Raw genomic sequence first — 25,636 nt, forward strand, 5'->3', positions numbered from 1 at the left:
GTTAAAGGTAAAAGCTGAGATATTAATTCGCAGTGAAATTCATTGTGTAAGGATCGGCTTCATACATTATCGGCGCTATTTTGTATAAGGCGTACTTTAACGCGTGACACACAATTAAAAACTTTTGCTGGTTTTATAATCTCGAAAATGGGCTTACAACACCATTGGCTCCTTGCTGTAAAACATGAGTATATATTTGGGTTGTTCGCACATCACTATGGCCTAATTGTGCCTGAACCGTACGAATATCAGCGCCACTTTGCAATAGGTGCGTTGCAAATGAATGGCGTAAGGTATGTGGTGTAACGTGTTTCCTAATTTTTGCATCGTCAGCAGCCTGTTTAACAGCGCGTTGTAATTGCTTTTCATCAATATGATGACGCCTCAGCTGCTTACTCTCAGGATCAATGCTTAATTTATGTGATGAAAATAAATATTGCCAACCTAATTGTCTGTTATGGTTTGGATATTTTTTACGTAACAAATGCGGCATGTAAGCGCCGCTATATAAAGGGTTTTTCAGATCTAATTGCAGGTAACTATCAACTAATTGTATTTGAGAACGTAATTGCGGTATGAGCTCTACTGCAAGCGTCACAACACGATTTTTACCTCCTTTGCCATCCCAAATTCGAATGCAGTTATAGTCAAAGTCAATATCGTGTACTCGTAAACGCAGTACCTCCATTAATCGCATACCACTGCCATAAAGTAGTCCACAGGGTAAATAATGCTTCGCAGAGCACACTTTAAAAAAATTATTTATTTCCTGCTGCGTTAAAACTATCGGTAGTTTAGTTGCTCGTTTGCTCTTAATAAAACCTAATGATAATGAGAGTGGCTTTTTAATCACTTCTTTAAATAAAAAGCTCAACGCATTTAAGGCTTGTGCTTGAGTATTAGGAGCAACATTTTGTTGGTTGACTAAATGATTTAAAAAAAGTTCGACCTCATTATCTCCCATCGTTGTTGGGTGCCTCATAGAGTTAAAACGAATAAACGAAGCTATCCAGTATAAATACGCTTTAATGGTACTTTTAGCATAACGCTTTAGATACATTTGTTCGGCTATCATAGTTAAAAAAGGTGATTTCATGATATGAATCTCTAGCAAAATTTAACTGTATATATAGACAGTGCATATTGTTTTGTCCAATATTACTGATCTCAACCATTTCGGTGTATTTTCGCACTGATTAAAAATAATTTTCAGTTAACTAATTGTTTACAGGTGTTTATTTGATGGTTAAGATAAATGCATTGTAATTTATGGACATTTGTCGGTTTATAAAACGACAAATGTCGTAGACAAAATTGTTATATTTACTTCGAACTATGCAATATATTCAAATTTTAATTATTTCAATAATTCTATTTATTCAAGGTTGCTCAACTTTACCTGAAGAACCGTGGGATGATGAATATTTTATAAAAACTGATATGGATGGCCATCATAACTTGGACTGCAATAATATTGAGGCCAAAAAAATAGCTGGAGAAGCTATAAATTCTCAATTTCCAGAACATTATGCTGAATTTAAAAATAAAGGTTTTTCTAATTACTCGCCGACGTTTGGAAAATATAAAGGTAAAGATACTTGGCGCTACACATATAAGACTATTCTTGGTTACAAAAAAATTGCTCACATGCAGAATGGCGGTAGCTACTACGAAAAAAGTATAGAAGTTTCTTTGTCTAAACAGTGTGTAGTTTTAGGTGTTGATTACTTTAAGGGTAAAATCGAGTATCTTTTTTAGTAAATATAACAAGTAATTCAACAAGGACTAAAAACAGCGGGCTTTTTCGCTTCGCTCAAGTTTAGCCCACAATTTTTAGCCTGTTAATTAGGCGTTATGTTTTTGGGGAACTATGAGGGTAATTTGTTTATTTATATTATTTTTATCGCTGTTTGTTGATGCTCAAGAGCTAAGATATAAACAGTGTGCAAATATATCTCATCCTAAGTTTAATAAAAAAATTGGCGAGGAAATAGCAAAAGCTTCTCTAGATTGGCTTATCAATAATCTAAATATTCTCTATCCAAATGAGTATGAGAATGAGAATGGATGGGGGAATAAACTTGAATCTAATGTAATACAATTGTCAGCAGACGAGTCCATTACTAAATTTCAAGTAAAGGTATGTTTTATTCAAAAAAGTAAAGATGATGAGCGTGGCCGAGGTAAGAAGTTGATGAAAATTGTTGCTGGAATTTTAAGTAAACAAACAGCAATTATTTTGGCTAAAAAAACATAACAAGCCATTCAAGCAGGACTTTTAACAGTTGGTTAGGTTCCGCTTCGCTACACATTTTAACCAACAATTAAAAGCCTCTTAATGGGGCGTTATGTGGCAGGGAGAATATCCGTTGATTAATATGGAAGAATTAGCGCCGATTCTGACGTACTTAATGGTGTTACTTGTGTATGGAATTATTTGCACGTTTGTAATTCGATTTATATGGAAATATTCCACAAGCTTCAAGAATACCAGACGGCTCTTTGTCCGAACTTTTTTCATTGCTTTTTTGTTTTCCCCAACTTTTTTCGCGTGTGGGGCAGCTTCACTTGTGCCTTTTCCAATCTTACTTATTGGCGAACTTTCAGGACCGATATACGAATGTTTTGGCCAAGTCAAAGGCGCATTGAACATCGTTATTCCTTTTTGGGGTTTGTCTGCATTCACTTATATAATGGTACTGCTCTTTAAAAACAGAGGAAGTAGAAACAATGCCACATAACAAAGCACTAAAGATCGTTCGCTCCGCTCACTGGGACAATTACTCGTTGGCGGCTCCGCCATTTTCGCCAACGAGTAATTGCCCCTTAGTTTGGTGTTAGCAGTACAGGAAAGTTCAGTGTTAGAAATAGGTGTCGAGGAAAAATCAGGAAATTTTATTGGGAGTGTAATTCACCTTCCATCTAATGCCTTGGTCAAAAGTTCATCTAAAACAGCCGAGAAAGCCGTATCTTTGTGTTTACGAGATCTTAGTAATCAACTTTCTAAATTACAGTGGTTTTATATCCAAGTATCTGAAACTAAATGGGGTCAAATCTTGACTTCAGACATCAGAACTTAAATTCTTCATAGTGGCTTAATTTAAGCCGCTATGATCCTCCCAAAGCGCAGCGTCTCTTACTCTCTTTGTGAATAAAGCTCTTTATCGAATAAAGTCATTCAACTACAAGTTTGAAATTTGAAGTAACAGAAACAGGCCATCAAATTATTCAGGCTAAAATAAATGGGCATACAGTATGTTTAATTTTAGATACAGCGGCGGGTGCATCTGTTTTAGATAGAGCATGTATTAAAAAGCTTGGAATACAAGAGGCACTAAGCGAAGAAAATGCCGCAGGTTTAGGTACAGCCGAACACGAAATGGGCTTAATAGACGTTGTAAAATTTAAACTGGCAGGCCAATTGTATAAAAGTACACAGTTTGTATCACTAGACCTAGACCATGTTCAAGCCGCTGGTGGTGGCAATTCAATACATGGGTTATTAGGCTCGCCATTTTTTAGAAAATACCAAGCCATATTAGATTTTGGTACTAATACACTGACAATTAGAGAGCCATTGTCTGATTTTGATTGATAATAGCGGCTTACTCAAAGGCGCTCCTTAATTCTAGAGCAAAGCGCCTCTAACATTTCTCTATAAATTAATTGGCTTTAAATAACATCAGCTTAGCATTTTTTCCATCGGTTAATATGGCTACATTACCTTGCGAAGTTACAAATACATCTCTTAATCGTCCTGTTGCTTCTGGAAATACATGCGACTGGGTGAATTTACCATTCGCTAAATTAACGCTGTAGAGTTTTTTATCTACAAGCGTGGTAATGAGCACATGTTTTTGAAGCGAAGGGAATGCGGCGTGTTTAGAGCCATAATACGCCATACCCGATGGAGCGATTGATGGCGTCCAATCTACGCTTGGTTTTTGCATGCCCGGGTAGTCTCTAAATGGAGATATGCGCGCTTGCGAGTAATCGTCACCGTTTGTAATGACTGGCCAACCGTAATTATTTCCAGCCGTTAAATAATTTAGCTCGTCGCCACCTGCGGGGCCATGTTCGTGGCTTACAATTTGTTGCGTGTCATAGTCGTACACTAAACCTTGAAGGTTACGGTGCCCATATGAATACACTGCATGAGCTGTTGAGTTTTTGTGGTCAATAAAAGGATTATTTTTGGGTGTTTTGCCATTTGCTGTAATGCGCAGTGTTTTGCCAAGCTGGCTGGTTACTACTTGTGCTTGCTCTCGGTAGTCAAAACCATCGCCACTTGAAAACAGTAAAGTGTTATCAGGGAGAATAAGGGCGCGACCAGAGTAATGTTGTGGTGTGTCTTTATCTGTGGCTACGTTGTAAATGATAGTTGGCGTTGTAAAACGTGCACCGTTGAAGGTAGCTTTAGCTATTACGAGCCTGTTTGCATCAAGATTGCCTTGGGCGTAGGTAAAAATAACTTCTTTGGACTTAGCAAAATTAGGCGTGAGTACTATATCAAGTAAACCACCTTGACCTGCAACGTATAAACCTTCAAGTGGTAATTTTACTCTACTTTGCTCGTTATTTTTAGTAACCACTACGTGGCCGTCGCGTTCGGTTATTAACCATGTACCATCGGGCAGTTGCACCATACTCCAAGGCGAGTTTAGCTGTGTAGCGAGTGTTTGCGTTGTATATTGTTTTTTAGGTAATGCATTGTTTGCATTGACGTTAAATGAGAAGAGTGCGAATAGTATAAAAAGCGAGATGCATTGTTTACCGCGCAAGCCTTTGCTACTGTATAAAAAATTATTTAGTTTAAATTGAGATAACCATGTTGTTTTTAACACGCATACTCCCTTCATTTTTAGTTGCTTGGTTACTAACGTTTACGCTTGCTAGCTTGTTTCATAGCCAATACGTTGTCAATCAATTAGTTAATGTAGGTGTAGTGGTAGGGTTTGCTGACCGTGTTAATTTAACACTCGACGATTGGTTTGGGTTACTTCCTACGTATGGCGCTATTATTGCCCTTGCACTCACTATTGCTTTTTTAGTGACTTGGTTTATTAATAAAAAATTAAAAGCACATAGTACTGGGCTGTTTGTTATAGCGGGTATAGCCGCTTTTGCGATGGCGCTCATTGCGATTGAGTCTATTATGAATATAACCATTATCGCTGGCGCAAGAGGGTGGGGCTTTTATTTACAATTGGTTGCAGGCGCTGTTGGCGGTTACGCGTTTGCACAACTAATTAAAGTAGTTGAAAACACAAAGTTAAACTAAGTGTTTTTTAAGGTTAGTTACTTAGCAAAAGCCGCTGTTTAATGTAAACAGCGGCTTTTTAAAACGCTTTTTATACTTTATTAAAAAATTAAACCAATGAGTTTGTAACTACTTAAGCCAAAAATAAGCATTAACACAGGTAGAGTAACTAGGTTTAAAATAAACGAGTTGGTAAATTTTCCCATGACCGATTTTTGATTTACTAACCACACTAAGTAAATAGTGATAACAGGAAGTAATAAACCATTAGCCGCTTGGGCAAATATTATAACCGCGACAGGGTCTAACCCAAGAGACGCTACCGCAGCACCAAATAATAAGATGATAATAGCAACGCTTTTAAATCGAGTGCTTGCCATATCATTTGACCAACCTAACATACCACAAACGGCATAAGCCCCAGCAAGCGGCGCGGTTATTGCGCTAGTTAAACCTGCGGCAAACAACCCTATAGCAAAAAAGTAATGGGCTGCATCACCGAGCAAGGGCTCTAGTTGTACTGCCATGTTTGCTGCGCTAATTTGCCCTGCGTTTGTTCCATAAAAAGCGACCGACGCGGTAGATAAAATAGCTAATGTGATTACACCGCCCAAAGTAATTGAAAGGCCAGTATCAACATTGGTTTGCTTAATTACTTTTTGTAAGTCACTTTTGCTGTCGTGCTTAGCTGCTAAAACACCAGAGTGCAAAAATAGGTTGTACGGCACTATGGTTGTACCAACCAACGCTAAAACAGTTGTTATTGAGCCTTCAGGCAAGCTTGGCGTAAAGCCTGACAATATATCACCCAGTGATGGTGAAGCCATGATCAATGTAGATATAAACACCAAGCTCATTAAAATCACTAATACTATAAGTGCGTTTTCTACCACTTTATGTTTGCCGCTATAAAGTAACCCGGCACTTAAAAAAGCAATTAGAGGGGTCCATATCTGTGGATTAACGTTTGGAAATATGCCAATTAATCCCATACTCGCACCACTTAAATTACCCGCTTCGTATGCTGCACTACCAACACCTATGGCGCTGATCACTAAAAATATGGCTAACGATTTAAATAGCGGGCTTTGAATATGTGCCCTAAGTGCTTGCGCTAAGTCTTGGCCTGTTGCAACGCCAAGGCGTGCCGCCATTGATTGCAGTAATATAGTGGCAATAACTGAAAATAGTAATGTCCAAATAAGCGTAAAACCAAAGTTTGCGCCTGCCACACTGGCTGTGGTGATTGTACCTGGCCCAATGAAGGCAGCAGTGACGAGTAATCCTGGACCTAATCGCATAATTTACCTTAATAGTGTTATTGCATGTTGCTATTTAAAGTTACACCTAACGTTTAAAACCAATAATTATACGCGATGCCTGTTGTGTATTGCCGTCACTTAAAATAAATACGGTGCAGCTATAGACGCTTATTTACGGGTGCTTTTATGTAAGCATATGCTAAAAAAGGTCGAGTAGGATACCAATTTATATATAAATTTAAAGGGGATAGAACGCGTTTGCATAAACTTTAAACGAGTATGAGGCCATCAATTAAACTTATAATGACACTGTATGAATATTTACATTATGAGTGCTTTAATTGCTTCTAGGCCTTTTTTGAGCGTTGCTTCATCGGTGGCGTAATTAATACGCACGCATTGATGTTTGTGCTCCCAGCTATCTTCAATACCTATAAAAAAGTTGTGGCCAGGAATTATATACACATCTTGTTTTTTAAGTTTTTGGTAAAGCTGTTCGCTGGTTATTTTTGAATCTTTAAACCATAGCCACATAAAAAATGCGCCTTCTACCTTATGTAAATAAACAGGTAAGTCATCAAATATTTCATCAAATAGGCTAACAGCGACCTGTGCTTTATTTTTATAAAAAGGCAAAATGGTATTTTTACACAGAGGCAGTAGTTCATTATCTTTGATTAAGCGAGTGACTAAGCTTGGCCCAAAACTATTAGGTGATAACACCATAGCGCCATTAACGCGGCTAATTGCTTTAACAATCTCGTTATTGGCAACCACTATACCGGTGCGCAGGCCTGGCAAGCCCAGTTTTGAAAGTGACATACATAATATAATGTTTGAGTTCCAGGTTAGGTTTGCATCGGTATAAATACAGCCAGGGAATGGGTCGCCATAGGCGTTATCAATGATAAGGGGGATAGTGTATTGCTTTGCGAGTAAGTCTAGTTGATGAACTTCATCGTCGGTGATTACGTTACCCGTTGGGTTGGTAGGGCGCGACACACATAATGCGCTTATGCTGTTGTCGTTGGCAAGTACAGCCTTAACCGCATCAAAATCAATTAAATATTTAAACTGTTTAGAGCCGTTTGGTGTATTTAGTATTTCTATTTCGGGTTTAATGGCCACAAACATATCGTCAGTTAAACCTTGGTCGGCATAGCCTACGTATTCTGGCGCAAGTGGAAAAAGTACTTTTTTATGGCTGCCATCAGCCATTTTGCCTGCAAATAGGTTAAATAAAATAAAAAAGTTAGCTTGGCTACCATTTCCTAATGCAATATTGCTCGCTGTTAAATTCCACGCATATTCTTGTGTTAACTGATTGGCAAGGGCTGCTCTAAACTCATCGTTACCCGTTGGGCCATCGTAAAGGCCCATTATTTGCGCTATTTTATTATTTTTTACTAAATGATTTAGCTCGTTAATGAACGCTGTGTTTACTTGTGGCACAGAGGCGGGGTTGCCTCCGCCAAGCATCACTAAATTAGGGTTATTACTGTTTTTAGCATTACCCAGATCTTCCATTAGCTGTGTAATGCCATTGGGTTGAGTAAATTTGCTGCCAAAGTGTGAATAGTTCATAAAACCTAATACATTTAATAAATTAGGCAAAGAGTATAACGTAAAAAAACGGAGTAAATTTATAGATGAGAATAATTCACGACTTATACATATGGCCTTCCTGCGTTATAATCGTTGCAGTATTAAATGTAGGTGTTTAGTTATCAATAACCCAAATAAAATAAACGACGACCCAGTCAACTTGCCCACAGAGCCTGTAATTAATAATACCGAGCTTAAAATAGCTACCTTTAATCTGTTTAACTACCTTGAACCACCTAACGCCTATTACGAATTTGAACGTATATACACCGCTGAGCAATGGGCAAGAAAACAACGCTGGATCACCGAATACATAAACGAGCAGCAGCCCGATGTAATTGGTTTTCAGGAAATATTTAGTATTGAGTCACTTAAAGAATTAATGCTGAACCAAGGTTATAACCATTTTGCTGTAGTTGATAAACCCCATGTTATAGATGATTTTATTTTTAAGCACCCTGTTGTTGGTATTGCCTCTAAATACCCGATTGTTGATGTAATAGCCGTAGAGCATGATGAGGAACTAGCATGCTCACTTGGTTTAACACAGGCGTTTTCATTTAGTCGTAAGGTACTCAGGGCCACAGTTACGTTACCTCACTTAGGAGATACAGATTGCTATGTTGTACACTTTAAATCTAAGCGGGGCATGCTTGAGGTAGACGAACACAATAAAGCGGTCACAGCCGAGCAAAACATTGTCGATATTTTAAAAGCGAATGTAGCAGGGAGTTGGGGCTCAACAATTCAACGCGGCAGCGAAGCGACTTTACTTATGATACAAATGATCACCCGACGAGAAGTGACTCAAAACCCCATGGTACTAATGGGCGATTTTAACAACGACCTTGCTGATGGTGTACTTAACCACCTGTTAACCAATACATTAAGGTTTGCACCCGCAATGGATGCCAAAGCCTACCTAGCTAAGTACTGTTTGTATGACTCGTGGGCATTATTTGAAAAACTAGTAATTACTGCTGATGATGCTCAGCAAGCAAATAACAGTGATGGTGAAAACACTGCTCAAACAGCACCACTAATGCGTAAAGCAACTCACTACTTTGGTACAAGCAGCTCAGTGCTTGATTATATTTTACTGTCGTGCGAGTTTGACCCAAGCTACGATGATAGTTTTTTTGAAGTAAGTAACCATAATACGTACGACAGGCATTTAATTAACCCCGAATATGAGCGAGACGACTTAACCACTGACCATGGCGTTGTGTGTATTACTTTAAACCTCAGAACTTAAAAAGCCATTGTAAAATGGCACTTAGTAATATGTAGTTATTACAAAAGTTATTTTTAATATATTACAAGCTACTGAATATATAGAGTTTTTATTTGGTATTTATTTTGCAAAAGTAATGCAGCTTTAATTACTTAGTTTTAAAATAAAGGATTTAACAATGAATGACGTGTCTTTATCTTCTTATTTGGGATTTTATTTTTACTTAATTATGCTGGTGGTGCAGTGGGGTGTTGCGACCTTTAGCAAGGCCAAGGAGCCCGGTGCAGTGCCGGGTAAAATTAGCGACGATTTATCGCACGATAGCTTTATATTTAGAGCGCACCGTACGTTTCAAAATACATTAGAAAACAGCGCATTATTTATAGGCACAGTGTTATTTGCATTTGTAATTAATTACCAAAGCGCAATTTTTGCAATGTGTGTTTGGGTGTATGTCGTTGCCCGTTTAATTCACATGATTTTATACTATGTGATTGCAACAGAGAAAAACCCAAGCCCGCGTACGTATTTCTTTTTAATTAGCTTTATTGCCAACATTGTGATGTTGGTACTAATAGGTTTTCGTTTAGTAGCTTAATAAATAAAAACCGACGTTTTAGTGTTAGTACTACTACGTCGGTTTTTTGTATTGAGTGTTATTCTACCCCAATAAATCCACCTGTTTGATGAGCCCAAAGGCCTGCATATATGCCCCCTTGTGCAATGAGTTCATCGTGTGAGCCTTGCTCAACGACGCCACCATTATCGAGTACAATCAACCTATCCATTTGTGCAATGGTTGAAAGCCTATGTGCGATTGCGATAACCGTTTTTCCTGTCATTAAATCATCAAGGCTTGCTTGAATAGCCGCTTCAACTTCTGAATCAAGTGCACTGGTCGCTTCGTCTAAAATAAGAATAGGGGCATTTTTAAGTAACACACGTGCAATGGCAATACGTTGGCGTTGACCGCCCGATAAAGTTACACCACGTTCGCCAACTTGTGCATCAAACCCTTTATTGCCTTTTGAGTCTTCTAAATCGCTAATAAAATCGAGCGCTTTAGCTTGTTTTGCGGCGTTTAACATTTCTGCCTCGGTCGCGTCGGGGCGACCGTATAAAATATTATCTTTAACAGAGCGGTGAAGCAGGGAAGTGTCTTGCGTTACCATAGCAATATAGCGGCGAAGACTTTCTTGGCTTACGTCAGTAATATTTTGCCCGTCAATCTTAATTGTGCCAGAGTCGGTATCGTAAAAGCGCAGTAGTAGGTTAACAAGCGTTGATTTACCCGCGCCAGAGCGGCCAACTAAACCTATTTTTTCACCGGGTTTAATATTAAGATTTAACCCATTCATTACCGGGCCACGGTTAGTTTCGTTGGCGGCTTTGCCATAATTAAAATGTATATCTTTAAACTCAATACTGCCTTGGGTTACTTCAAGGGTGTTTGCGTTTGGTTTATCGTCTACTTTTATTGGGTTTGATAATGTTTTCATACCATCGGTGGCGGTGCCAATATTTTCAAACAGGCTGCTTATTTCCCACATGATCCACTGCGCCATACCGTTTAACCTAAGCGATAAACTAACTGCAACGGCTATAGCGCCAGCACTAATTGCACTCATAGACCATAAATAAAGCGATAATGCGGCAACACTAAATACCAACAAATAGTTAAGCGTATTAATAGCAAAGTTAAGGCTGGTCACTAAGCGCATTTGTTTATACACGGGTTGTAAAAATACATCCATGCTTTGCTTAGCGTACTGCTCTTCGCGTTGTGTGTACGAAAAAAGTTTAATAGTTGAAATGTTAGTGTAGCTATCAACAATACGGCCCGTCATTTCTGATCGCGCATCGGCTTGTGAGCTGGCAATTTTTTTAAGTTTAGGCACAAAGTAAACCTGTATTGAAGCATACAAGGCAAGCCATACAAGCAAAGGGATCATCAAGCGCCAGTCAGCTTCAGCCACTAAAAACACCATAGCGCCAAAATAAACCACTATGTACATAAGTACATCAAGCAGTTTCATTACCGCCTCGCGAACAGCTAAAGACGTTTGCATTACTTTGGTAGCAATACGCCCTGCAAATTCATTTTGGTAAAAACTTACACTTTGGCGAAGTAAATACCGATGCGCTGACCAGCGAATCGACATAGGGTAATTACCTAATAAGGCTTGATGCAAAATAGCGGCATGAAAAAACACCACAATAGGCAAAACGACTAACAGCATAACAGCCATTTTTATCAGTTCAGTTTTTTGCTCTACAAATAGGGTTTGTGGTGTATGAGTACTTAGCCAATCAACTAATTGGCCCATATAACTAAACAACGATACTTCTAAAATAGCTAACAGCGCAGCACTTATCGACATAAGCACTAACGAGAGCTCCATACCCTTAGTGTAATGGCGGCAAAACGCAAATAAAGTAGAAGGCGGCTGAGTGGGTTTTTCCTCAGGAAATGCGTTGGTCATTCTTTCAAAGAGTCGATACATTTTAAAAACTTAAATAGCAAATAATGTGAAGTATCATACCATTTAAGTATTTTTAAATGCAGTTTTGTATTAACTAACATGAGCTTTAGTTGAGAGATTCTATATCTAAAATTCAGGTTAGTTATTACTTATACAGGTTTTTTATCTAACAGGGTTTGAAAGGTTGATGCCTCGGCTCATATATAAGTCGTCGTATTTTAAACCGCCGTTACCATAGGGCTTTTTAGCCGGACCAGTATTTGCGTTTGCTAAAAAGTAAATAAGTGGTTGTTCACGCTTCATTCTAAATTTTGCATTTTTATACACGAGTGTCTGCGTTGAAAACTCACCGCCTTGAACATACACATTATATTGTTGGCCTTGCATTTTTGTTGGCGCGTTATTCACTACATACCAGATGCTGTACCATTGATTTGTGTTAAGGGGCTTTGCTGATTGGGCGGCGTTGTAGTTTTGAATGTTGCTGTAACCTTTATCTGTTTTGACCATTAAAGCGCCATCGTTTTTAAATCCATTCGACTCGGCTTTGTCTGTTACACGTAAGGTAGGTTCAAACGCATTGTAACCATGCTTTTTAATTTCATTGGGTTGTAAGTTACTTAAGCCAAAAGCGTGATTGTTAGGAAACGCTTCTACATTTATGCGCGTAAAAAATGTATAAGTTTCTCCCACTTCAACTACTTTTGGTAGCTTAGTAAAACTGAGTGCTTTTCGATTACCAATAATGCCTTCGGCGGCTGGTTTTTTTAATAAGTAATGATTTGAGGATTCAGCCTCTTGTGAAATTTTTGTCACTTGTGGGTTGGCTATGTATGGATTGGTTTGATTGTCTGTATCAGCTTTTTGCCATGTTAGCGTTTGCGTTTCAAAATTATCGATTAACAGCCATTGATTTGTGGAAGGATGTTGGTGATTTTGGCTGCATGCTACTAACGTGATTAACCACATTGGCAGAAGAACGTTTTTATGGCGCATTGTTTGCTCTTTATTTAATTGTTATTGCTAGCATAAACAGGAAAAAATGGTTATTGGTAATAATTTTTTGTTGAATGACTTAAGTTGCACATTACCAAATTACGGTTTATTTATAACCAATAACTGATTTATTGTAAACCAAAAAAATTTAACGCGCTTAAGTTTAAGCAAAAGCTATATAAATTTTGTAGTCGCGCTCAGTAAATAACTAAAACTTATTCATATCAAATAACTTTATAGTTAACATACGCCTGTGCTTATTTTTGAAATTAATAAGGAAGTGTTATGTATTTAGGCTCTTGTTTGTGTGGAAAAGTAAATGTGAAAATTACAGGCAATATTACCAGTATTATTCACTGTCACTGTTCTTTGTGTAGAAAAAATAGCGGAACAGCGTTTGCTACAAATGGTTTTGTAAACGCTGATGAGTTTTTAATCACTCAAGGGCAAGACTCATTAAGTGGATACGCGTTTAAACCCGGTAGAGCACGGTATTTTTGTGCCTGCTGTGGTTCGCCTATTTATAGCGAAAATACCAGTGATAAAAGCCGTATTCGTATTCGATTAGGTTTACTGGATTCAGATATTGCAGAAAAACCTATATCTCATAATTTTGTTACATCAAAAGCGAATTGGGAACAGTTAGAAACCAGTTTGCCTTGCTATGAAAAGCATGAACCCGGTCGCTAATTAAAAAGATTCAATGTGGTAAATATGATTAATATCTTGATATAAATTGGGAGCAAGATGTTTAAAAACGTCAGAATCTTGAATATTGTCGACGCTAATGTGTTTTAGTGAGCTAGGGCTTAAAACAATAACAATGTTTTTATACTCATTAAATTCAACAAGTGCGATTGCTTTAAAGTACTTTCTTAACAAGGCCAACAACAGCTGTAACTCTTGACCTGTTTTAGGGTTTAAGTTGAGTGTTATTTGACTGCTTGAATTGCAACAGCGCGTCATGTTTTGCCAAAAAAGAGCGCTGTTTAAAAATGGTTGGTGGTACTCTCCACTGAATATGTCGATGGTGATCACATCGTATTTAATTTTACATTGCTGAATAAATTGCTCTGCTGACTGTAAAAATACAGAGTGTGGTTTTGGCAAATAAAAATGTGTTTGTGCAATTTCAACCACATCAGGGTTAATTTCAACGGTGTTAAAGGTGTGTAGAGTATTTAAAAATTTTGTTTTATTGAATAGATAATAGATAACTCGCTCTACGCCCGCGGTTCCCAACCCTAAATTTAGCATTTTAAGATTGGTTACCGGTTTTAATAAAAACAGGATCATGCTCTGATTTACAGGTACCAAAACTTGCTCTGCGTTGCTTTTGCTCATTACGCCCTGAATAACAGCATCTTGTTCACGTTTTTCGTCAAGTGTTAACCAACGGTATTGCGCGTTTTCATAAACATAGATAGGACCAAGCGTGGTTTGCTTAAATTGTACAAGGTTACATTTTAACGTTTCATTTTTTAACTGGCGCATACTCTTACTTTTTAAATTGACTACTTAACCGGAACTCTGATTAAGTTATTTACTAACGTGTTAAATCATGATGATAATTAAATTTTACTAGTCTGGGACTTTTAATAAAAACAAGGCGAATTTACGGGCAATAGATGCTTGGGATCGCTCTATTATCCAGAGTCTAAGTTTCTTAGTTTGGCACGAAAATAAAAAGTTTACTTAAGTTATTTGGTTATAAGTTTATTGATTTGCTTTACCGTGTAGTATTTTGGTTTAAATTAAATCATTTAAGATATTCAAGGAGAGAAAAATGGGATTAATTTTAGGCCCTGTGCTGTTAATTTGGCTGGCTATTTTTATTTACTCAATTCGACTCGGTTATTTGCTTATTTATAAAAATATGGCTTTAGACATCACGCTAATTACTTTCACCGTTGCTTTAGTTGGTGCTATTGCCTTTGTATTTTATGGTTACAGGCAATTTATAAATGAAACGTCATTGTGGGCATTTGAAATACCCAGCTATTTTGTATTCAACAAGTTTGCAATATTCACTGTTGTTTTGGCTTTATGTTTACATTTTTTTTCTACTAGCGTGCAAACAAGAGCAGCCGTTAACTGTGTGGTGTTTATACTTTTGTTTATGTTTTCTGCGGCAGTGTTATTAAGTGTGGGGTTACATGACCGTTTTATAGGTTATAACAATATCCAACTTACTCATTAATTCTAGGGTAGAAGATGAGATCGTTTATTTGCGCTTTACATTTTGTGTGTGCTCAATGGTTGAAAAAAGTTGACCCAAATAATAAGCAAACGGGGTACAAGGCGAGTGTCCTAATCGGTATGGTGCTATCTATTTATATTGGTTTATTTGCTCTTTTCTTTTGTTTTGATTATGTAAAATTACTTACTGATTCCGTTAGAAATAATTTAATCGTGTTCAGTACACTTTATTTAGCGTTAATTTTAGGGGGTATGCATTTAGCGTTGGGTAACGCTGTGGATTATAAAAGCAGAGTTCGTGCAAGGTTGAATACAACAGTACTTAGGCATTACACGCTTGGGTTAAAACTTTGGATATTTGGTCTGATACCTTACTTTATAACTTTGGTAACTATTTTTATATTGAACTCGAATTAGTACAATTCTTTTCTGCGCTTTAGCGTGCTTATTTTCGTATCTACCTCAAATTAATTGCGATATACAAATACATAGGTAATTGTAAACCAATAAAAATAAGGAGCTACATAAATGCTTAAACCATCAATTAAATTATTAAAGCTAAGCATGCTTGCGTTTGCTTGCTCAGCATCAAGTGGCGTTATTGCGGCTGATATGCAATATAAAGATCAACAAAATCTGCATGATATTGCGGCAAGTGTGTCAGCAGAGCGAATTGGCAGCGATATTCAAACGCTGGTGGACTTTGGTACACGCCATACACTTTCAGAGACTAAATCTGACACTCGAGGTATTGGTGCTGCTCGACGTTGGATTAAAGCTGAGTTTGAAAAAATATCCGCACAATGTGGTGGTTGCTTAGAGGTTATTGAGGTATCAGACACTATTTCAGGCGAAAAACGCATACCTGATCCTGTTGAGGTGGTAAATATTGTTGCTATTCAGCGCGGCAGTACTGAACCAAATAGAATGGTGATGATGTCGGGTGATATAGACTCACGTGTAAGCGATGTAATGGATTTTACTAGTGACTCTCCTGGCGCTAATGATAATGCATCGGGTGTTGCTGGTGTTATTGAAGCGGCACGCGTACTGAGTAAATATAAATTTAATGGCTCTGTGGTTTACGCTGCGTTATCAGGGGAAGAGCAGGGGTTATTTGGTGGTAAAATTTTAACCGCGCACGCTCAAAAGAATAACTGGCAAGTACATGGTGTTTTAAATAATGACATGATTGGCAATATTACCGGTATAAATGGAGTGACCGACAATACAACCGCACGTATTTTTTCAGAGGGTACACGTGTTGTTGAAACAAAAGCACAGGCTCGTACTCGTCGATTTACGGGTGGTGAGGTTGATTCTGCAAGTAGAAATTTAGCCCGTTATATTGACACTGTTGCAGATAGGTACATCCCCAACCTTGATACAATGCTTGTTTACAGGCTAGACAGGTTTGCACGAGGCGGGCACCATCGTCCATTTAACGATGCTGGGTTTGCAGCAGTGCGCATAATGGAAACAAACGAGCATTATGATCGTCAACACCAAGACCTACGAACAGAAAATGGCATTACATATGGCGATACGATTGACGGGGTTGATTTTGATTATGCAGCTAAACTAACGTCACTCAATGCGGTAACTATGGCATCTATGGCTTGGGCTCCAGCCCCTCCTAAAGACGTTAAAATTACTGGCGCAGTAAAGGCTAGTACTTCGTTTTCGTGGCAAAAAAGTAACGATGACACAATTGCCGGTTATAAAATATATTGGCGTTACACAAGCGAGCCGCAATGGCAGTTTAGTAAATACGTTGGTAATGTTTCTGATTTCACACTTGAGAATGTAGTAATAGACAATTATTACTTTGGTATTTCATCTGTTAGTCATGATGGTTTTGAGTCGCCCGTTGTGTTCCCTGGGGATGTTGGTTCGTTTGACCATAATATAAAATAGCAATTTGTATAAAAACAAAGCAGTCAGAGTTTTTAAAGTGCAAGCAGCCTGTTTTATGCTTGCACCTTATTTACTAAGACCTTACAGTGTTTAAAAAGAAGTAATAAGGTCATTACAATGGAACAACAACAAAAACAATTAACACCTGAAGAGCAAGCACTAGCTGAGCAACAACGTGTTGCATGGCAACGTGGATGTTTTCAAACAGCACAAAAGTATTTAGCAGAAAAAGGCATTATGCCTAAATCTGTAGTTGAGCAAGACAGCCGCTTTTTAGCCCCTATTTGCGCCATGTGGAAATTTAAAGCGCAAAACGGAAAAACGTATTGGGTTGTTACAGGGCAATTACCAACAGACCATGCTGAAGTGGGTGCAGCGTCAGATGCGCGTGATGCCATGCGTTATTTTTCATTGCAATGGCAGTTAAAAGCAGACCAGATAATGAGTGCGGGCACACGCGATAAAACGCAGGCAGACTTTGCTAATCTATTGGTGAAAAGAGCACATGGTCTTTACGAGTTATACGATAACGATAAACTGTGGGCTCACGAAACAAAATAATCCGAAAAGGGTAATCAATTTTTGATTACCCTTACAACTTAATTAATGAACTAGTGTGAAAGGTGCTGTATCAGCATACCTAACCGGGCATTTCATTCTTTGCCTAGGTATACCTGCCTCCATAAACACATTACCCTGTTTTATAAAGCCGTTACGTTTAAATCGTTCAACTTCGTGTAGAACACAATTAACGCTAATTGATTCAATACCTTGTTCTACTGCTATGTCAAAAATATAATTAAGTAACGAGCAGTAAACATTTCGGTTTCTGTGATCAGGCAGTACAGCTAAGCGTCCAATTAAGCCGTCATTACACAGGCGGGCTGTTGCGACGGGACAAAAGCTGTCGTCTGTAACAAGCACATGCAAAGCTAATTTATCGAGGTTATCGAATTCAACGCGTTTAGGGATATGTAATTCGTAAACAAATACACGCTCCCTTATTTGTTGTAACTCATTTTTTTGTCGATCCCATTCAACTTTGTTTATACGATAACCCACAATTGCCTCCTACTTGTTACTCTTGGTTTGCGTTAAACCAAATGCCTTCATTAACAAGTATAGTAAACATTTGAACAAAAACTAGACTATTTTGAGCGTTAGCTAACTCATTTGTATTAAACTCGGTTTCGTCCGTTAGTAATTTTACTGCTGCTATGTCCCCGATAGGAAGAGTGAAATTATCACCATTAATACTTACTAAAAGCTCATTTTCACACTGCTGATAAATTGCTCGTGTTCCACCTACACGTTCAAAAATAGTATCTGGCTCTGCCAATTCGTTTGCTATTTGCTCTTGGGAAAAAGCAGGTTCTACTGGTGCCAAGTCCATTTCATGTTTGGGTTGGCTTAAAGTTTTGCCAAGCCATTGCTTGAATAGAGCATCATCTTCTAGCATTGAGGCGATAAGATGCTTAACCTTCCCAGCTTCATTATTTGTAAGTTCACCTTTTGAGGCTCTTGTAACTAAGTTGTGGTCTGTGTAGCGTTTTTGACCGCTTTCAGTGTCAATAACATGATCGGCAAAGCTTGATAGTAAATCTTGCTGATTTGGTGCTCTAAATCCAACAGAGTAATTAAGTGCATTTTCAACCGCGTAGCCTTCATGCGGGCAGCCTGGTGGAATATATAAAATATCACCGGGCTCTAAAATGCAGTCTATGACTGCTTCAAAGGCTTCAACTTGCAATAATTTTTTATTTTGAGCAAATTGCTTAAGAGTTGGGTCGGGTAGGCCAACTCGCCAATGACGCTTTCCTTCACCTTGAATAATGAAAACATCGTATTGATCTAAATGCGGGCCAACACCACCATTAGGGGTAGAAAAGCTGATCATTAAATCGTCAATGCGCCAGTTAGGGATAAATCTGAACGGTTCTAGCAGCTGGGCTGCCTCTGGATGCCAGTGGTCGACTGCTTGCACTAATAACGTTGAATTTTCCTCTGTGAGTAAATCAAAGTCCTCGAATGGCCCTTGATTGGTTTGCCAGTCGTTATTGTGATTTGTAACAATACGCGATTCAATAGAATCTTCCATTGCTAAGCCAGCAAGTTCGTTTGCATCAAGTGGATCTTCAAAGTGACTAAACCCTTGTTTGATCAAAAGTGGTTTTTTTTGCCAAAAGTGGGTTAAAAATTCTTGTTCAGATAAATCGTTTATTTTTAATTGATACATACGTTTGCCTGCCGGTAATTGCTTTGCTTTTTATACAAAAAAAGCGAAAGGATAACCCTTTCGCTTTTTGATAGTGGTGATTAATAGTTAAACTAAATCATCAATAAATTCAACTGCACGGCCAATGTAATTAGCCGGTGTTAGTTTTTTCATTTCTACTTTAGCATCTTCTGGAAGGTCTAAACCATCGATGAAGTCAGCCATTATTTCTTGGTTTACGCGCTTTCCACGGGTTAAATCTTTAAGTTTTTCGTATGGCTTTTCAATGCCGTATTTACGCATAACTGTTTGAATAGGCTCTGCGAGCAATTCCCAGTTCTGGTCTAGCTCTTCAAGTAAACGTGGTTCGTTAACTTCAAGCTTGCTAACACCTTTAAGCGTTGATTGATATGCAATAAGCGCATAACCCATACCCACACCAAGGTTACGTAGCACTGTCGAATCGGTAAGGTCACGCTGCCAGCGCGATACAGGCAGTTTTTGTGCAAGGTGTGAAAAAATTGCATTTGCTAAACCTAAGTTACCTTCTGAGTTTTCAAAATCAATAGGGTTAACTTTGTGTGGCATAGTTGATGAGCCAATTTCGCCAGCAATGGTTTTTTGCTTAAAGTGGTTAAGGGCAATGTAACCCCAAACATCACGGTCAAAATCAAGCAAAATAGTATTAAAACGTGCAATTGCATCAAATAATTCTGCAATGTAGTCATGTGGTTCAATTTGTGTGGTAAACGGGTTCAATGTTAAACCTAGGCTAGATACAAACTTATCTGCATGAGTATGCCAGTCGTAATCTGGATAAGCGCTAAGGTGAGCATTATAGTTACCAACAGCGCCATTTACTTTACCAAGCATTTCTACTTGCGCAATTTGATCGCGTTGACGCTTTAAACGCATGTATACGTTTGCAAACTCTTTACCCATAGTTGATGGTGTAGCAGGTTGTCCGTGCGTACGAGTCATCATTGGCACTGCTTTGTACTCAATTGCTTTTTCTTTGATGGCGTTAAGTAATTGGTCACAGTATGGCAATAATACGCTGTCACGTGCTTCAGTTAACATTAAACCATGTGATAGGTTGTTAATGTCTTCTGAGGTACATGCAAAGTGAATAAATTCGTTAATAGCATGTAGCTCTGCGTTATCAGCTACTTTTTCCTTTAAAAGGTATTCAACAGCTTTAACGTCGTGGTTAGTTGTTCGTTCAATATCCTTAACGCGCTGCGCGTCGGCTTCACTGAAGTTATCAACAATAGCGTTTAAAAGTGCATTTGCTTGGTCGCTAAATGCGGGCACTTCTTTAATGTCGCTTGCTGCAGCTAACGCTTGCAACCAACGCACTTCAACAATTACACGGTATTTAATTAATCCAAATTCGCTGAAAATACTGCGTAGTTCAGTGGTTTTGCTGCCGTAGCGACCATCAACTGGCGAGATAGCCGTTAACGCTGAAAGCTCCATAATAACTCCTAAATTTTTGTTTGAACGATAATTAAATTTTTGCTTTAGCAATGGCGATTATTTTTCTTTTTGCAAAGAAAAAATGACGGCGTTTACCGCCCATTTGTCGCCACAATACTGCACTTCTGATGCCGGCAAGTAGTAATGCGCGGATTTTATTTTGAGTGAGTTGCTGTTTTAATAACTCGGGTTTACCATAAACCTGTATTCGGTGCCCAAGGGGGCTTAGCACCGACGAGTATATATCTGCCAAACCGGCAACAACGGTGTCATCGGTTATAGCAAAATGGTCTAAACGACGATGAATATCATCAATACGTTTACCTAATTCGTTTAAGCTTTTGTCGTTTGCGCTAAGTGCTCGCTCAAGCTGCATTAAGCCACCCACGTATTTTACAATCTCAACGTCTTTCTGAGCGCCCGCTGATAGCTGTTCCATCAGCGTTTTGTAGCCATCTCGTAAATTGTGAGTGCCTTGATATACATCTTCTGGTGATGCTGGCGATGTTTGTACAATACTAGAAAGTAATATGTCTAAATCGTGTTCATTGTTACTGCCGTATTGCGCTATTTTTTGTACTTGTTTAGCGGCTTGGCACATAGCGGCAAGCGCCATAACTTGGTGTTCATTCATTACTTGATCACCGAGTCAATAATACCGCCGCCTAAACAAACTTCTTGCGCATAAAATACTGCAGACTGACCTGGTGTAACCGCTTTTTGAGGTTCATCAAATAACACACGGGCCATACCGTCATCACCAACAAGCAAAGTACAGTTTATATCTTCTTGACGGTAACGTGTTTTAACTGTGCAACGCGTTGTTCCTTTTGGACCTACACGGTCTACCCAGTGAAGTTGGTTAGCGTTTAAACCATTACTATATAGGCGAGGGTGGTCTTTACCCTGGCCAACAATAAGTACGTTACGCTCGACATCTTTGTCTACAACGTACCAAGGTTCGCCTGAGCCTTCTTTCATACCGCCAATTAGTAAGCCTTTTCGTTGGCCAAGTGTGTGGTACATTAAGCCTTCGTGCTCGCCAACGTTATTACCTTCAGTGTCTTCAATAACACCTGGTTGTGCAGGTAAAAACTTTTGTAAAAAGTCTTTAAACTTACGTTCACCAATAAAACAAATACCAGTGCTGTCTTTTTTATCATGTGTGATTAAATCTTGCTCTTCAGCAATACGGCGCACTTCTGGCTTGGCGATATCGCCTACAGGGAAAAGCGTTTGAGCAATGTGTTCATGACTTAACGTGTATAAAAAGTAACTCTGGTCTTTGTTGTTATCTAAACCACGGCACATCACATATTTGTCGTCCCGAAGCTCACGACGCACATAATGGCCTGTCGCAATAAAGTCAGCTCCGAGTGCTTGTGCAGCAAATTCCAAGAAGGCTTTAAATTTGATTTCCTTATTACACATAATATCGGGGTTAGGCGTGCGGCCTGCTTTGTACTCTTCTAAAAAGTATTCAAATACGTTATCCCAATATTCAGCTGCAAAGTTAACAGTATGAAGTTCGATACCTAACTTGTCACACACTGCTTGCGCATCTTTCAGGTCTTCTGCAGCGGCACAGTACTCGTCATTGTCGTCTTCTTCCCAGTTCTTCATAAACAGGCCTTCTACTTGGTAGCCTTGTTGTTGTAACAAATATGCAGATACTGAAGAATCAACACCGCCGGACATACCAACGATGACTTTAATGTGACTATTTTCGCTCATGAATAATTTCGCTTATACAGATTACTGTTAACTTGGAAAGGCCGCGATTATAGCATGTATTTTGTTTGCGCTTAAAGAGACTAACAAGGCAAACCTTACAATTAGTGAGTAATTTATTAATATAATAAATAGCTAAGATACCTAAGGCGCTTACATAACATTTTTTTGATAAAAGTTGATTCTAATTCTACGCTTAACGTACAGAACAAAATACGAGCCATATGTTAAAAATTAATAATAAGTTCTTTAAAAGTGATTAGAGTATATATACACTCATTAATAATAAAGTTTGATGGGTTAGCCCATTCAATAAGCTGTAAAATATAATCAATGGAATGAATATATGAATCACGCATACAAAATTAATAAAATTAGATCGTTTGTAGAACAAAACAAACACCAAGTAAATCTCATTTCGAATAAGCTTTTAATCATAAACCTGCAAGAATTAAAAAAGTCAGCCTACCATCTTTTTTATGAACTAATAAAACTCAAGCATGCTCAGCAAGCTCAATCCCATCACCAAATCAGTGATTTGTTTAATTTAATTAAAAACACTACAGAAGTGCTTAGCCTCGAAATGAAGCTTTTAGATAAATTAGAACACTGGTGGCTAGAATGGTATTTTGCTTTACAAATGCATGAACAATTGAGCGCTGAAAGTAAAGAAATGCCGATGAGCTTTTTATCACGCAGTACCTTAAACCCAATGCGAAAACATGAGATAAGTCACTATGCTAAATTATTTTCAGTGCTCCCTATGCCAGTGTGTAATGTGTGTAGCAAAACCGGTGATATTCTTAGAGTAAACCAACGGTTTGTAGATGTGTTTGGTTATACTGTTGAGGATGTGCCTAACCTACATGCATGGTGGAAAAAGGCCTACCCAGATCCGCACTACAGAGTGCAAGCTCAAAATTTATGGTCTGAAGCTTTAAAAAAAGCGAAAAGTAGTAATGACGATATACCTGCCAATAACTACACAGTTGCACGTAGTGATGGCACTCAAGTGGTTATGGAGGTATCGGGCATAAAGATAGGCGAAGAATTTTTAGCCGTATTTAAAGATGCAACCGAGCGAATAGAGGCTGAGGATATTTTAAGGGATATGGCGTTTTTGGACTCATTAACCAAAATTGCCAACAGGCGTCGATTTGATGAAAAACTGGCTCATGAATTTGATAAAGCTAAGGAGTGTGAAGGGGCAATATCGTTAATAATTATTGATGTTGATTTTTTTAAACAGTTTAACGACCGTTACGGACATTTGGCTGGGGATTCTTGCTTATATGAAGTGGCTCAAACTATTGCATCGACAGTAAATCGTCCTGAAGACTTTGTTGCCAGATATGGTGGCGAAGAGTTTGTTGTATTGCTCCCAGATACTGATAAGGAAGGTGCATTATTTATTGCTGAGCAAATACAAAAGGCCGTTGAAGCTTTAGCAATTGTGCATGAGGATACCTACAGTGGCTTTTTGTCAGTGAGCATGGGCGTTAACTCAACGGCTAGTTCCCAAGACGATAAGGTAAGCTTTGTTAAAGGAGCCGACAACGCACTGTATTATGCAAAAGACCAAGGCCGAAACTGTATTGCATTACACTCTGAAAGTTAGATTAAATTTTTATTACAAAGGTTTAGGTGAGGGGGTAGCGATGGCGTGAAAGTTTTGCTCTATGTTTACTTATCCTTACATGGATGCAAGTCAGAAGAATAGGCTGGAGCAATTACGCACCCCACGTCACTAAGTAATCCCTCTAGGCAGAGTAAACTTTAAAACACACCATGAATATGCCTTAATTTTTTATTAGTTGTAAATAGTATCTAAGCTTAATAGCGGACGCGTCACCGCGTCATCAATGCACTTTTGAACGAGCGGACTTCGCAGTGGTAAAGATTTAACTTTCTCTAGGTTAAACCAATGGGCACTTATAATATCATCATCAATAGGGTTGAGTTGTTGGTTGGTGCCACTAGCATCAAATAAAAAACAAAACCTTAGGTAATGAACGCCGTTGTCAGCGTACAAGTTATAAACACCTAAAAAGCCTGTAGGGGTGAGCGATAAACCTGTTTCTTCATATAATTCGCGGCTTGCTGCTTGAGCTAGTGTTTCGTTCTTTTCTAAATGACCAGCCGGTTGATTATAGCAAATTTGCTTAGTAAATTTATCGCGTTCTTTTACTAATAAGTATTCGTTATGGTTTTTAACTATTGCGGCTACTGTTACATTTGGTTTATGCATTAATGCTACCTTTAATGATTTTATATTCACCAGTATTAATGTCGTCTAAAGTGTAATTACCTATGCTGTAACGAATTAGCCTAAGAGTAGGATGGCCAATGTGAGCTGTCATTCGGCGAACTTGTCTATTTTTACCCTCATTGATGGTAATACTGAGCCATGAGGTAGGTATAGACTTTCGTTCACGTACAGGGGGAGTTCGTTGCCAAATGTTAGGCTCTTCTATCATTTTTACATTAGCAGGCAGTGTGAGCCCATCTTTAAGCTCAACGCCTTTACACAAAGCTTGTATTGACTCAGTCGAAGGCTCACCTTCTACTTGAACCCAGTACGTTTTATTGGTTTTTTTATTAGGTGCTGTTAATGTATTTTGTAGTTTCCCGCAGTTTGTGAGCAGCAATAAACCTTCGCTATCGCGGTCTAACCGTCCTGCAGCATATACATCCTTGATAGGAATAAATTCAGCTAGCGTCTTTCTGTCTGCATCGTCTGTAAATTGACAAAGCACATCAAATGGCTTGTTAAAAAGTACAATTTTTTTGTCTTTAGCGTCTATTTGAGGTTTTATTTCTCTTTTGTTTGTAGGCTTTTTAATTGCACTTCTAGAATACGTGCGACCCGTATTACGCTTGGTTGAGGAAGCGGGGGGTTGCTTGTTACTCGATTTACTTCTCATTAAATACACCTTGCTGGTTTTGGTAATCCAGCAATTTTTGTGGCTTGTTTAGCTGGGCCTCTTGGAAACAATTTATAAAGGTAAATACTATTACCTTTATCTTCTCCGAGTGCTTTGGCCATGGCTTTTACTAGCATGCGGATGGCTGGACTTGTGTTGTATTCAAGATAAAATTCGCGGACGAAGTTAATCACTTCCCAGTGTTGTTCGCTAAGCGATATGTTTTCTTGCTCTGCAATAATGGGGGCTAGTTGCTTAGACCATTGTGTATGGTCGAGTAAATAACCTTGTTTATCTGTGTCTATTGTTTGTTGGTTAAATTCAAGCATGG

26 protein-coding genes are annotated in these 25,636 nt (G+C 38.4%); 11 read left to right on the forward strand and 15 right to left on the reverse strand.

The window, feature by feature from the left end; genetic code table 11:
• Positions 1 to 133: 133 nt before the first annotated feature.
• Complete coding sequence (locus tag AC27JL_RS08650) at positions 134 to 1,096, reverse strand: integron integrase (protein WP_010556385.1); 963 nt, start codon at positions 1,094 to 1,096, stop codon at positions 134 to 136.
• A gap of 239 nt (positions 1,097 to 1,335) precedes the next feature.
• Between AC27JL_RS08650 and AC27JL_RS08655 the strand changes: the two genes are divergently transcribed.
• The 3 genes from AC27JL_RS08655 to AC27JL_RS08665 all read left to right on the forward strand — a co-directional run bounded on the left by AC27JL_RS08655 (position 1,336) and on the right by AC27JL_RS08665 (position 3,595).
• Positions 1,336 to 1,758, forward strand: coding sequence for a hypothetical protein (locus tag AC27JL_RS08655; protein WP_487195406.1), 423 nt, complete (start codon positions 1,336 to 1,338; stop codon positions 1,756 to 1,758).
• A 112-nt stretch (positions 1,759 to 1,870) separates the two neighbouring features.
• Positions 1,871 to 2,257 carry a hypothetical protein gene (locus AC27JL_RS08660; protein WP_487195407.1) on the forward strand — a complete coding sequence of 129 codons (387 nt, stop codon included), beginning with the start codon at positions 1,871 to 1,873 and terminating at the stop codon, positions 2,255 to 2,257.
• A 933-nt stretch (positions 2,258 to 3,190) separates the two neighbouring features.
• Positions 3,191 to 3,595, forward strand: a complete 405-nt coding sequence (locus tag AC27JL_RS08665; protein ID WP_487195408.1) for an aspartyl protease family protein — start codon at positions 3,191 to 3,193, stop codon at positions 3,593 to 3,595.
• Positions 3,596 to 3,662: 67 nt separating this feature from the next.
• Here the strand turns inward: AC27JL_RS08665 and AC27JL_RS08670 are convergent, their stop codons facing one another.
• On the reverse strand, positions 3,663 to 4,844 hold the full coding sequence (locus AC27JL_RS08670; protein ID WP_487195409.1) for a PQQ-dependent sugar dehydrogenase: 1,182 nt from the start codon (positions 4,842 to 4,844) through the stop codon (positions 3,663 to 3,665).
• Between AC27JL_RS08670 and AC27JL_RS08675 the strand changes: the two genes are divergently transcribed.
• The gene (locus AC27JL_RS08675) at positions 4,829 to 5,281 is read left to right on the forward strand and encodes a hypothetical protein (RefSeq protein WP_487195410.1); all 453 of its coding nucleotides are present in this window, start codon (positions 4,829 to 4,831) and stop codon (positions 5,279 to 5,281) included. The two genes, AC27JL_RS08670 and AC27JL_RS08675, sit on opposite strands and share 16 nt — an antisense overlap.
• Positions 5,282 to 5,361: 80 nt before the next feature.
• On the opposite strand, the gene AC27JL_RS08680 is transcribed toward AC27JL_RS08675, so the two are convergent.
• A complete protein-coding gene (locus AC27JL_RS08680) occupies positions 5,362 to 6,561 on the reverse strand; it encodes an Nramp family divalent metal transporter (RefSeq protein WP_487195411.1) in 1,200 nt (399 codons plus the stop codon).
• 282 nt (positions 6,562 to 6,843) lie between these two features.
• Positions 6,844 to 8,106, reverse strand: coding sequence for a valine--pyruvate transaminase (locus AC27JL_RS08685; protein WP_487195412.1), 1,263 nt, complete (start codon positions 8,104 to 8,106; stop codon positions 6,844 to 6,846).
• Positions 8,107 to 8,341: 235 nt separating this feature from the next.
• Here AC27JL_RS08685 and AC27JL_RS08690 point away from each other — a divergent pair, with 235 nt between their 5' ends.
• On the forward strand, positions 8,342 to 9,382 hold the full coding sequence (locus tag AC27JL_RS08690) for an endonuclease/exonuclease/phosphatase family protein (protein WP_410900654.1): 1,041 nt from the start codon (positions 8,342 to 8,344) through the stop codon (positions 9,380 to 9,382).
• A 157-nt stretch (positions 9,383 to 9,539) separates the two neighbouring features.
• Positions 9,540 to 9,959 (forward strand): MAPEG family protein, encoded by a 420-nt coding sequence (locus tag AC27JL_RS08695; protein WP_487195413.1) that lies wholly within the window; start codon positions 9,540 to 9,542, stop codon positions 9,957 to 9,959.
• Between the two features lie 58 nt (positions 9,960 to 10,017).
• Here AC27JL_RS08695 and AC27JL_RS08700 read toward each other — a convergent pair whose 3' ends face one another.
• A complete protein-coding gene (locus AC27JL_RS08700; protein ID WP_248519758.1) occupies positions 10,018 to 11,865 on the reverse strand; it encodes an ABC transporter ATP-binding protein in 1,848 nt (615 codons plus the stop codon).
• A 141-nt stretch (positions 11,866 to 12,006) separates the two neighbouring features.
• Positions 12,007 to 12,840, reverse strand: a complete 834-nt coding sequence (locus AC27JL_RS08705) for a hypothetical protein (protein ID WP_487195414.1) — start codon at positions 12,838 to 12,840, stop codon at positions 12,007 to 12,009.
• Between the two features lie 285 nt (positions 12,841 to 13,125).
• Here AC27JL_RS08705 and AC27JL_RS08710 point away from each other — a divergent pair, with 285 nt between their 5' ends.
• Complete coding sequence (locus AC27JL_RS08710) at positions 13,126 to 13,530, forward strand: GFA family protein (protein ID WP_487195415.1); 405 nt, start codon at positions 13,126 to 13,128, stop codon at positions 13,528 to 13,530.
• Here the strand turns inward: AC27JL_RS08710 and AC27JL_RS08715 are convergent, their stop codons facing one another.
• Entirely contained in the window at positions 13,531 to 14,334 is an 804-nt protein-coding gene (locus tag AC27JL_RS08715) for a polyamine aminopropyltransferase (protein ID WP_487195416.1), read from the reverse strand.
• Positions 14,335 to 14,626: 292 nt separating this feature from the next.
• Between AC27JL_RS08715 and AC27JL_RS08720 the strand changes: the two genes are divergently transcribed.
• The 3 genes from AC27JL_RS08720 to AC27JL_RS08730 all read left to right on the forward strand — a co-directional run bounded on the left by AC27JL_RS08720 (position 14,627) and on the right by AC27JL_RS08730 (position 17,517).
• Entirely contained in the window at positions 14,627 to 15,040 is a 414-nt protein-coding gene (locus AC27JL_RS08720; protein ID WP_487195417.1) for a hypothetical protein, read from the forward strand.
• A gap of 527 nt (positions 15,041 to 15,567) precedes the next feature.
• Positions 15,568 to 16,956, forward strand: a complete 1,389-nt coding sequence (locus AC27JL_RS08725) for a M28 family peptidase (RefSeq protein ID WP_341219757.1) — start codon at positions 15,568 to 15,570, stop codon at positions 16,954 to 16,956.
• A 117-nt stretch (positions 16,957 to 17,073) separates the two neighbouring features.
• The gene (locus AC27JL_RS08730) at positions 17,074 to 17,517 is read left to right on the forward strand and encodes a DUF4826 family protein (RefSeq protein ID WP_487195418.1); all 444 of its coding nucleotides are present in this window, start codon (positions 17,074 to 17,076) and stop codon (positions 17,515 to 17,517) included.
• Positions 17,518 to 17,559: 42 nt separating this feature from the next.
• On the opposite strand, the gene AC27JL_RS08735 is transcribed toward AC27JL_RS08730, so the two are convergent.
• From AC27JL_RS08735 to mnmA, 5 genes are all read right to left on the reverse strand, one after another.
• Positions 17,560 to 18,018 carry a GNAT family N-acetyltransferase gene (locus AC27JL_RS08735; protein WP_487195419.1) on the reverse strand — a complete coding sequence of 153 codons (459 nt, stop codon included), beginning with the start codon at positions 18,016 to 18,018 and terminating at the stop codon, positions 17,560 to 17,562.
• A gap of 16 nt (positions 18,019 to 18,034) precedes the next feature.
• Entirely contained in the window at positions 18,035 to 19,192 is a 1,158-nt protein-coding gene (locus tag AC27JL_RS08740) for a ribosomal protein uL16 3-hydroxylase (protein WP_487195420.1), read from the reverse strand.
• Positions 19,193 to 19,279: 87 nt separating this feature from the next.
• Positions 19,280 to 20,650 carry an adenylosuccinate lyase gene (gene purB, locus AC27JL_RS08745; RefSeq protein WP_487195421.1) on the reverse strand — a complete coding sequence of 457 codons (1,371 nt, stop codon included), beginning with the start codon at positions 20,648 to 20,650 and terminating at the stop codon, positions 19,280 to 19,282.
• Positions 20,651 to 20,681: 31 nt separating this feature from the next.
• On the reverse strand, positions 20,682 to 21,284 hold the full coding sequence (gene hflD / locus AC27JL_RS08750; protein ID WP_006792838.1) for a high frequency lysogenization protein HflD: 603 nt from the start codon (positions 21,282 to 21,284) through the stop codon (positions 20,682 to 20,684).
• Positions 21,284 to 22,384 carry a tRNA 2-thiouridine(34) synthase MnmA gene (mnmA, locus tag AC27JL_RS08755; RefSeq protein WP_006792837.1) on the reverse strand — a complete coding sequence of 367 codons (1,101 nt, stop codon included), beginning with the start codon at positions 22,382 to 22,384 and terminating at the stop codon, positions 21,284 to 21,286. Before mnmA ends, hflD begins: the two co-directional genes overlap by 1 nt.
• A gap of 343 nt (positions 22,385 to 22,727) precedes the next feature.
• Here mnmA and AC27JL_RS08760 point away from each other — a divergent pair, with 343 nt between their 5' ends.
• Positions 22,728 to 23,999, forward strand: coding sequence for a sensor domain-containing diguanylate cyclase (locus AC27JL_RS08760; protein WP_276756491.1), 1,272 nt, complete (start codon positions 22,728 to 22,730; stop codon positions 23,997 to 23,999).
• Positions 24,000 to 24,191: 192 nt separating this feature from the next.
• Here AC27JL_RS08760 and AC27JL_RS08765 read toward each other — a convergent pair whose 3' ends face one another.
• The 3 genes from AC27JL_RS08765 to AC27JL_RS08775 are packed head-to-tail and all read right to left on the reverse strand — an operon-like array spanning position 24,192 to position 25,634.
• Complete coding sequence (locus tag AC27JL_RS08765) at positions 24,192 to 24,629, reverse strand: NUDIX domain-containing protein (RefSeq protein ID WP_424072581.1); 438 nt, start codon at positions 24,627 to 24,629, stop codon at positions 24,192 to 24,194.
• Positions 24,622 to 25,305, reverse strand: coding sequence for a pseudouridine synthase (locus tag AC27JL_RS08770; protein ID WP_006792833.1), 684 nt, complete (start codon positions 25,303 to 25,305; stop codon positions 24,622 to 24,624). Before AC27JL_RS08770 ends, AC27JL_RS08765 begins: the two co-directional genes overlap by 8 nt.
• Positions 25,305 to 25,634 carry a TusE/DsrC/DsvC family sulfur relay protein gene (locus tag AC27JL_RS08775; protein WP_487195422.1) on the reverse strand — a complete coding sequence of 110 codons (330 nt, stop codon included), beginning with the start codon at positions 25,632 to 25,634 and terminating at the stop codon, positions 25,305 to 25,307. Before AC27JL_RS08775 ends, AC27JL_RS08770 begins: the two co-directional genes overlap by 1 nt.
• Positions 25,635 to 25,636: the final 2 nt, after the last annotated feature.

It is taken from the genome of Pseudoalteromonas sp. 4NS20-0020, from assembly GCF_057554385.1.

Coding starts and splice junctions, on each gene's coding strand:
- AC27JL_RS08650 (WP_010556385.1), bottom strand. CDS start 1,096: ATGAAATCACCTTTTTTAACTATGATAGCCGAACAAATGTATCTAAAG.
- AC27JL_RS08655 (WP_487195406.1), top strand. CDS start 1,336: ATGCAATATATTCAAATTTTAATTATTTCAATAATTCTATTTATTCAA.
- AC27JL_RS08660 (WP_487195407.1), top strand. CDS start 1,871: ATGAGGGTAATTTGTTTATTTATATTATTTTTATCGCTGTTTGTTGAT.
- AC27JL_RS08675 (WP_487195410.1), top strand. CDS start 4,829: ATGTTGTTTTTAACACGCATACTCCCTTCATTTTTAGTTGCTTGGTTA.
- AC27JL_RS08680 (WP_487195411.1), bottom strand. CDS start 6,561: ATGCGATTAGGTCCAGGATTACTCGTCACTGCTGCCTTCATTGGGCCA.
- AC27JL_RS08685 (WP_487195412.1), bottom strand. CDS start 8,106: ATGAACTATTCACACTTTGGCAGCAAATTTACTCAACCCAATGGCATT.
- AC27JL_RS08695 (WP_487195413.1), top strand. CDS start 9,540: ATGAATGACGTGTCTTTATCTTCTTATTTGGGATTTTATTTTTACTTA.
- AC27JL_RS08700 (WP_248519758.1), bottom strand. CDS start 11,865: ATGTATCGACTCTTTGAAAGAATGACCAACGCATTTCCTGAGGAAAAA.
- AC27JL_RS08705 (WP_487195414.1), bottom strand. CDS start 12,840: ATGCGCCATAAAAACGTTCTTCTGCCAATGTGGTTAATCACGTTAGTA.
- AC27JL_RS08710 (WP_487195415.1), top strand. CDS start 13,126: ATGTATTTAGGCTCTTGTTTGTGTGGAAAAGTAAATGTGAAAATTACA.
- AC27JL_RS08715 (WP_487195416.1), bottom strand. CDS start 14,334: ATGCGCCAGTTAAAAAATGAAACGTTAAAATGTAACCTTGTACAATTT.
- AC27JL_RS08720 (WP_487195417.1), top strand. CDS start 14,627: ATGGGATTAATTTTAGGCCCTGTGCTGTTAATTTGGCTGGCTATTTTT.
- AC27JL_RS08725 (WP_341219757.1), top strand. CDS start 15,568: ATGCTTAAACCATCAATTAAATTATTAAAGCTAAGCATGCTTGCGTTT.
- AC27JL_RS08730 (WP_487195418.1), top strand. CDS start 17,074: ATGGAACAACAACAAAAACAATTAACACCTGAAGAGCAAGCACTAGCT.
- AC27JL_RS08740 (WP_487195420.1), bottom strand. CDS start 19,192: ATGTATCAATTAAAAATAAACGATTTATCTGAACAAGAATTTTTAACC.
- purB (WP_487195421.1), bottom strand. CDS start 20,650: ATGGAGCTTTCAGCGTTAACGGCTATCTCGCCAGTTGATGGTCGCTAC.
- hflD (WP_006792838.1), bottom strand. CDS start 21,284: ATGAATGAACACCAAGTTATGGCGCTTGCCGCTATGTGCCAAGCCGCT.
- mnmA (WP_006792837.1), bottom strand. CDS start 22,384: ATGAGCGAAAATAGTCACATTAAAGTCATCGTTGGTATGTCCGGCGGT.
- AC27JL_RS08760 (WP_276756491.1), top strand. CDS start 22,728: ATGAATCACGCATACAAAATTAATAAAATTAGATCGTTTGTAGAACAA.
- AC27JL_RS08765 (WP_424072581.1), bottom strand. CDS start 24,629: ATGCATAAACCAAATGTAACAGTAGCCGCAATAGTTAAAAACCATAAC.
- AC27JL_RS08770 (WP_006792833.1), bottom strand. CDS start 25,305: ATGAGAAGTAAATCGAGTAACAAGCAACCCCCCGCTTCCTCAACCAAG.
- AC27JL_RS08775 (WP_487195422.1), bottom strand. CDS start 25,634: ATGCTTGAATTTAACCAACAAACAATAGACACAGATAAACAAGGTTAT.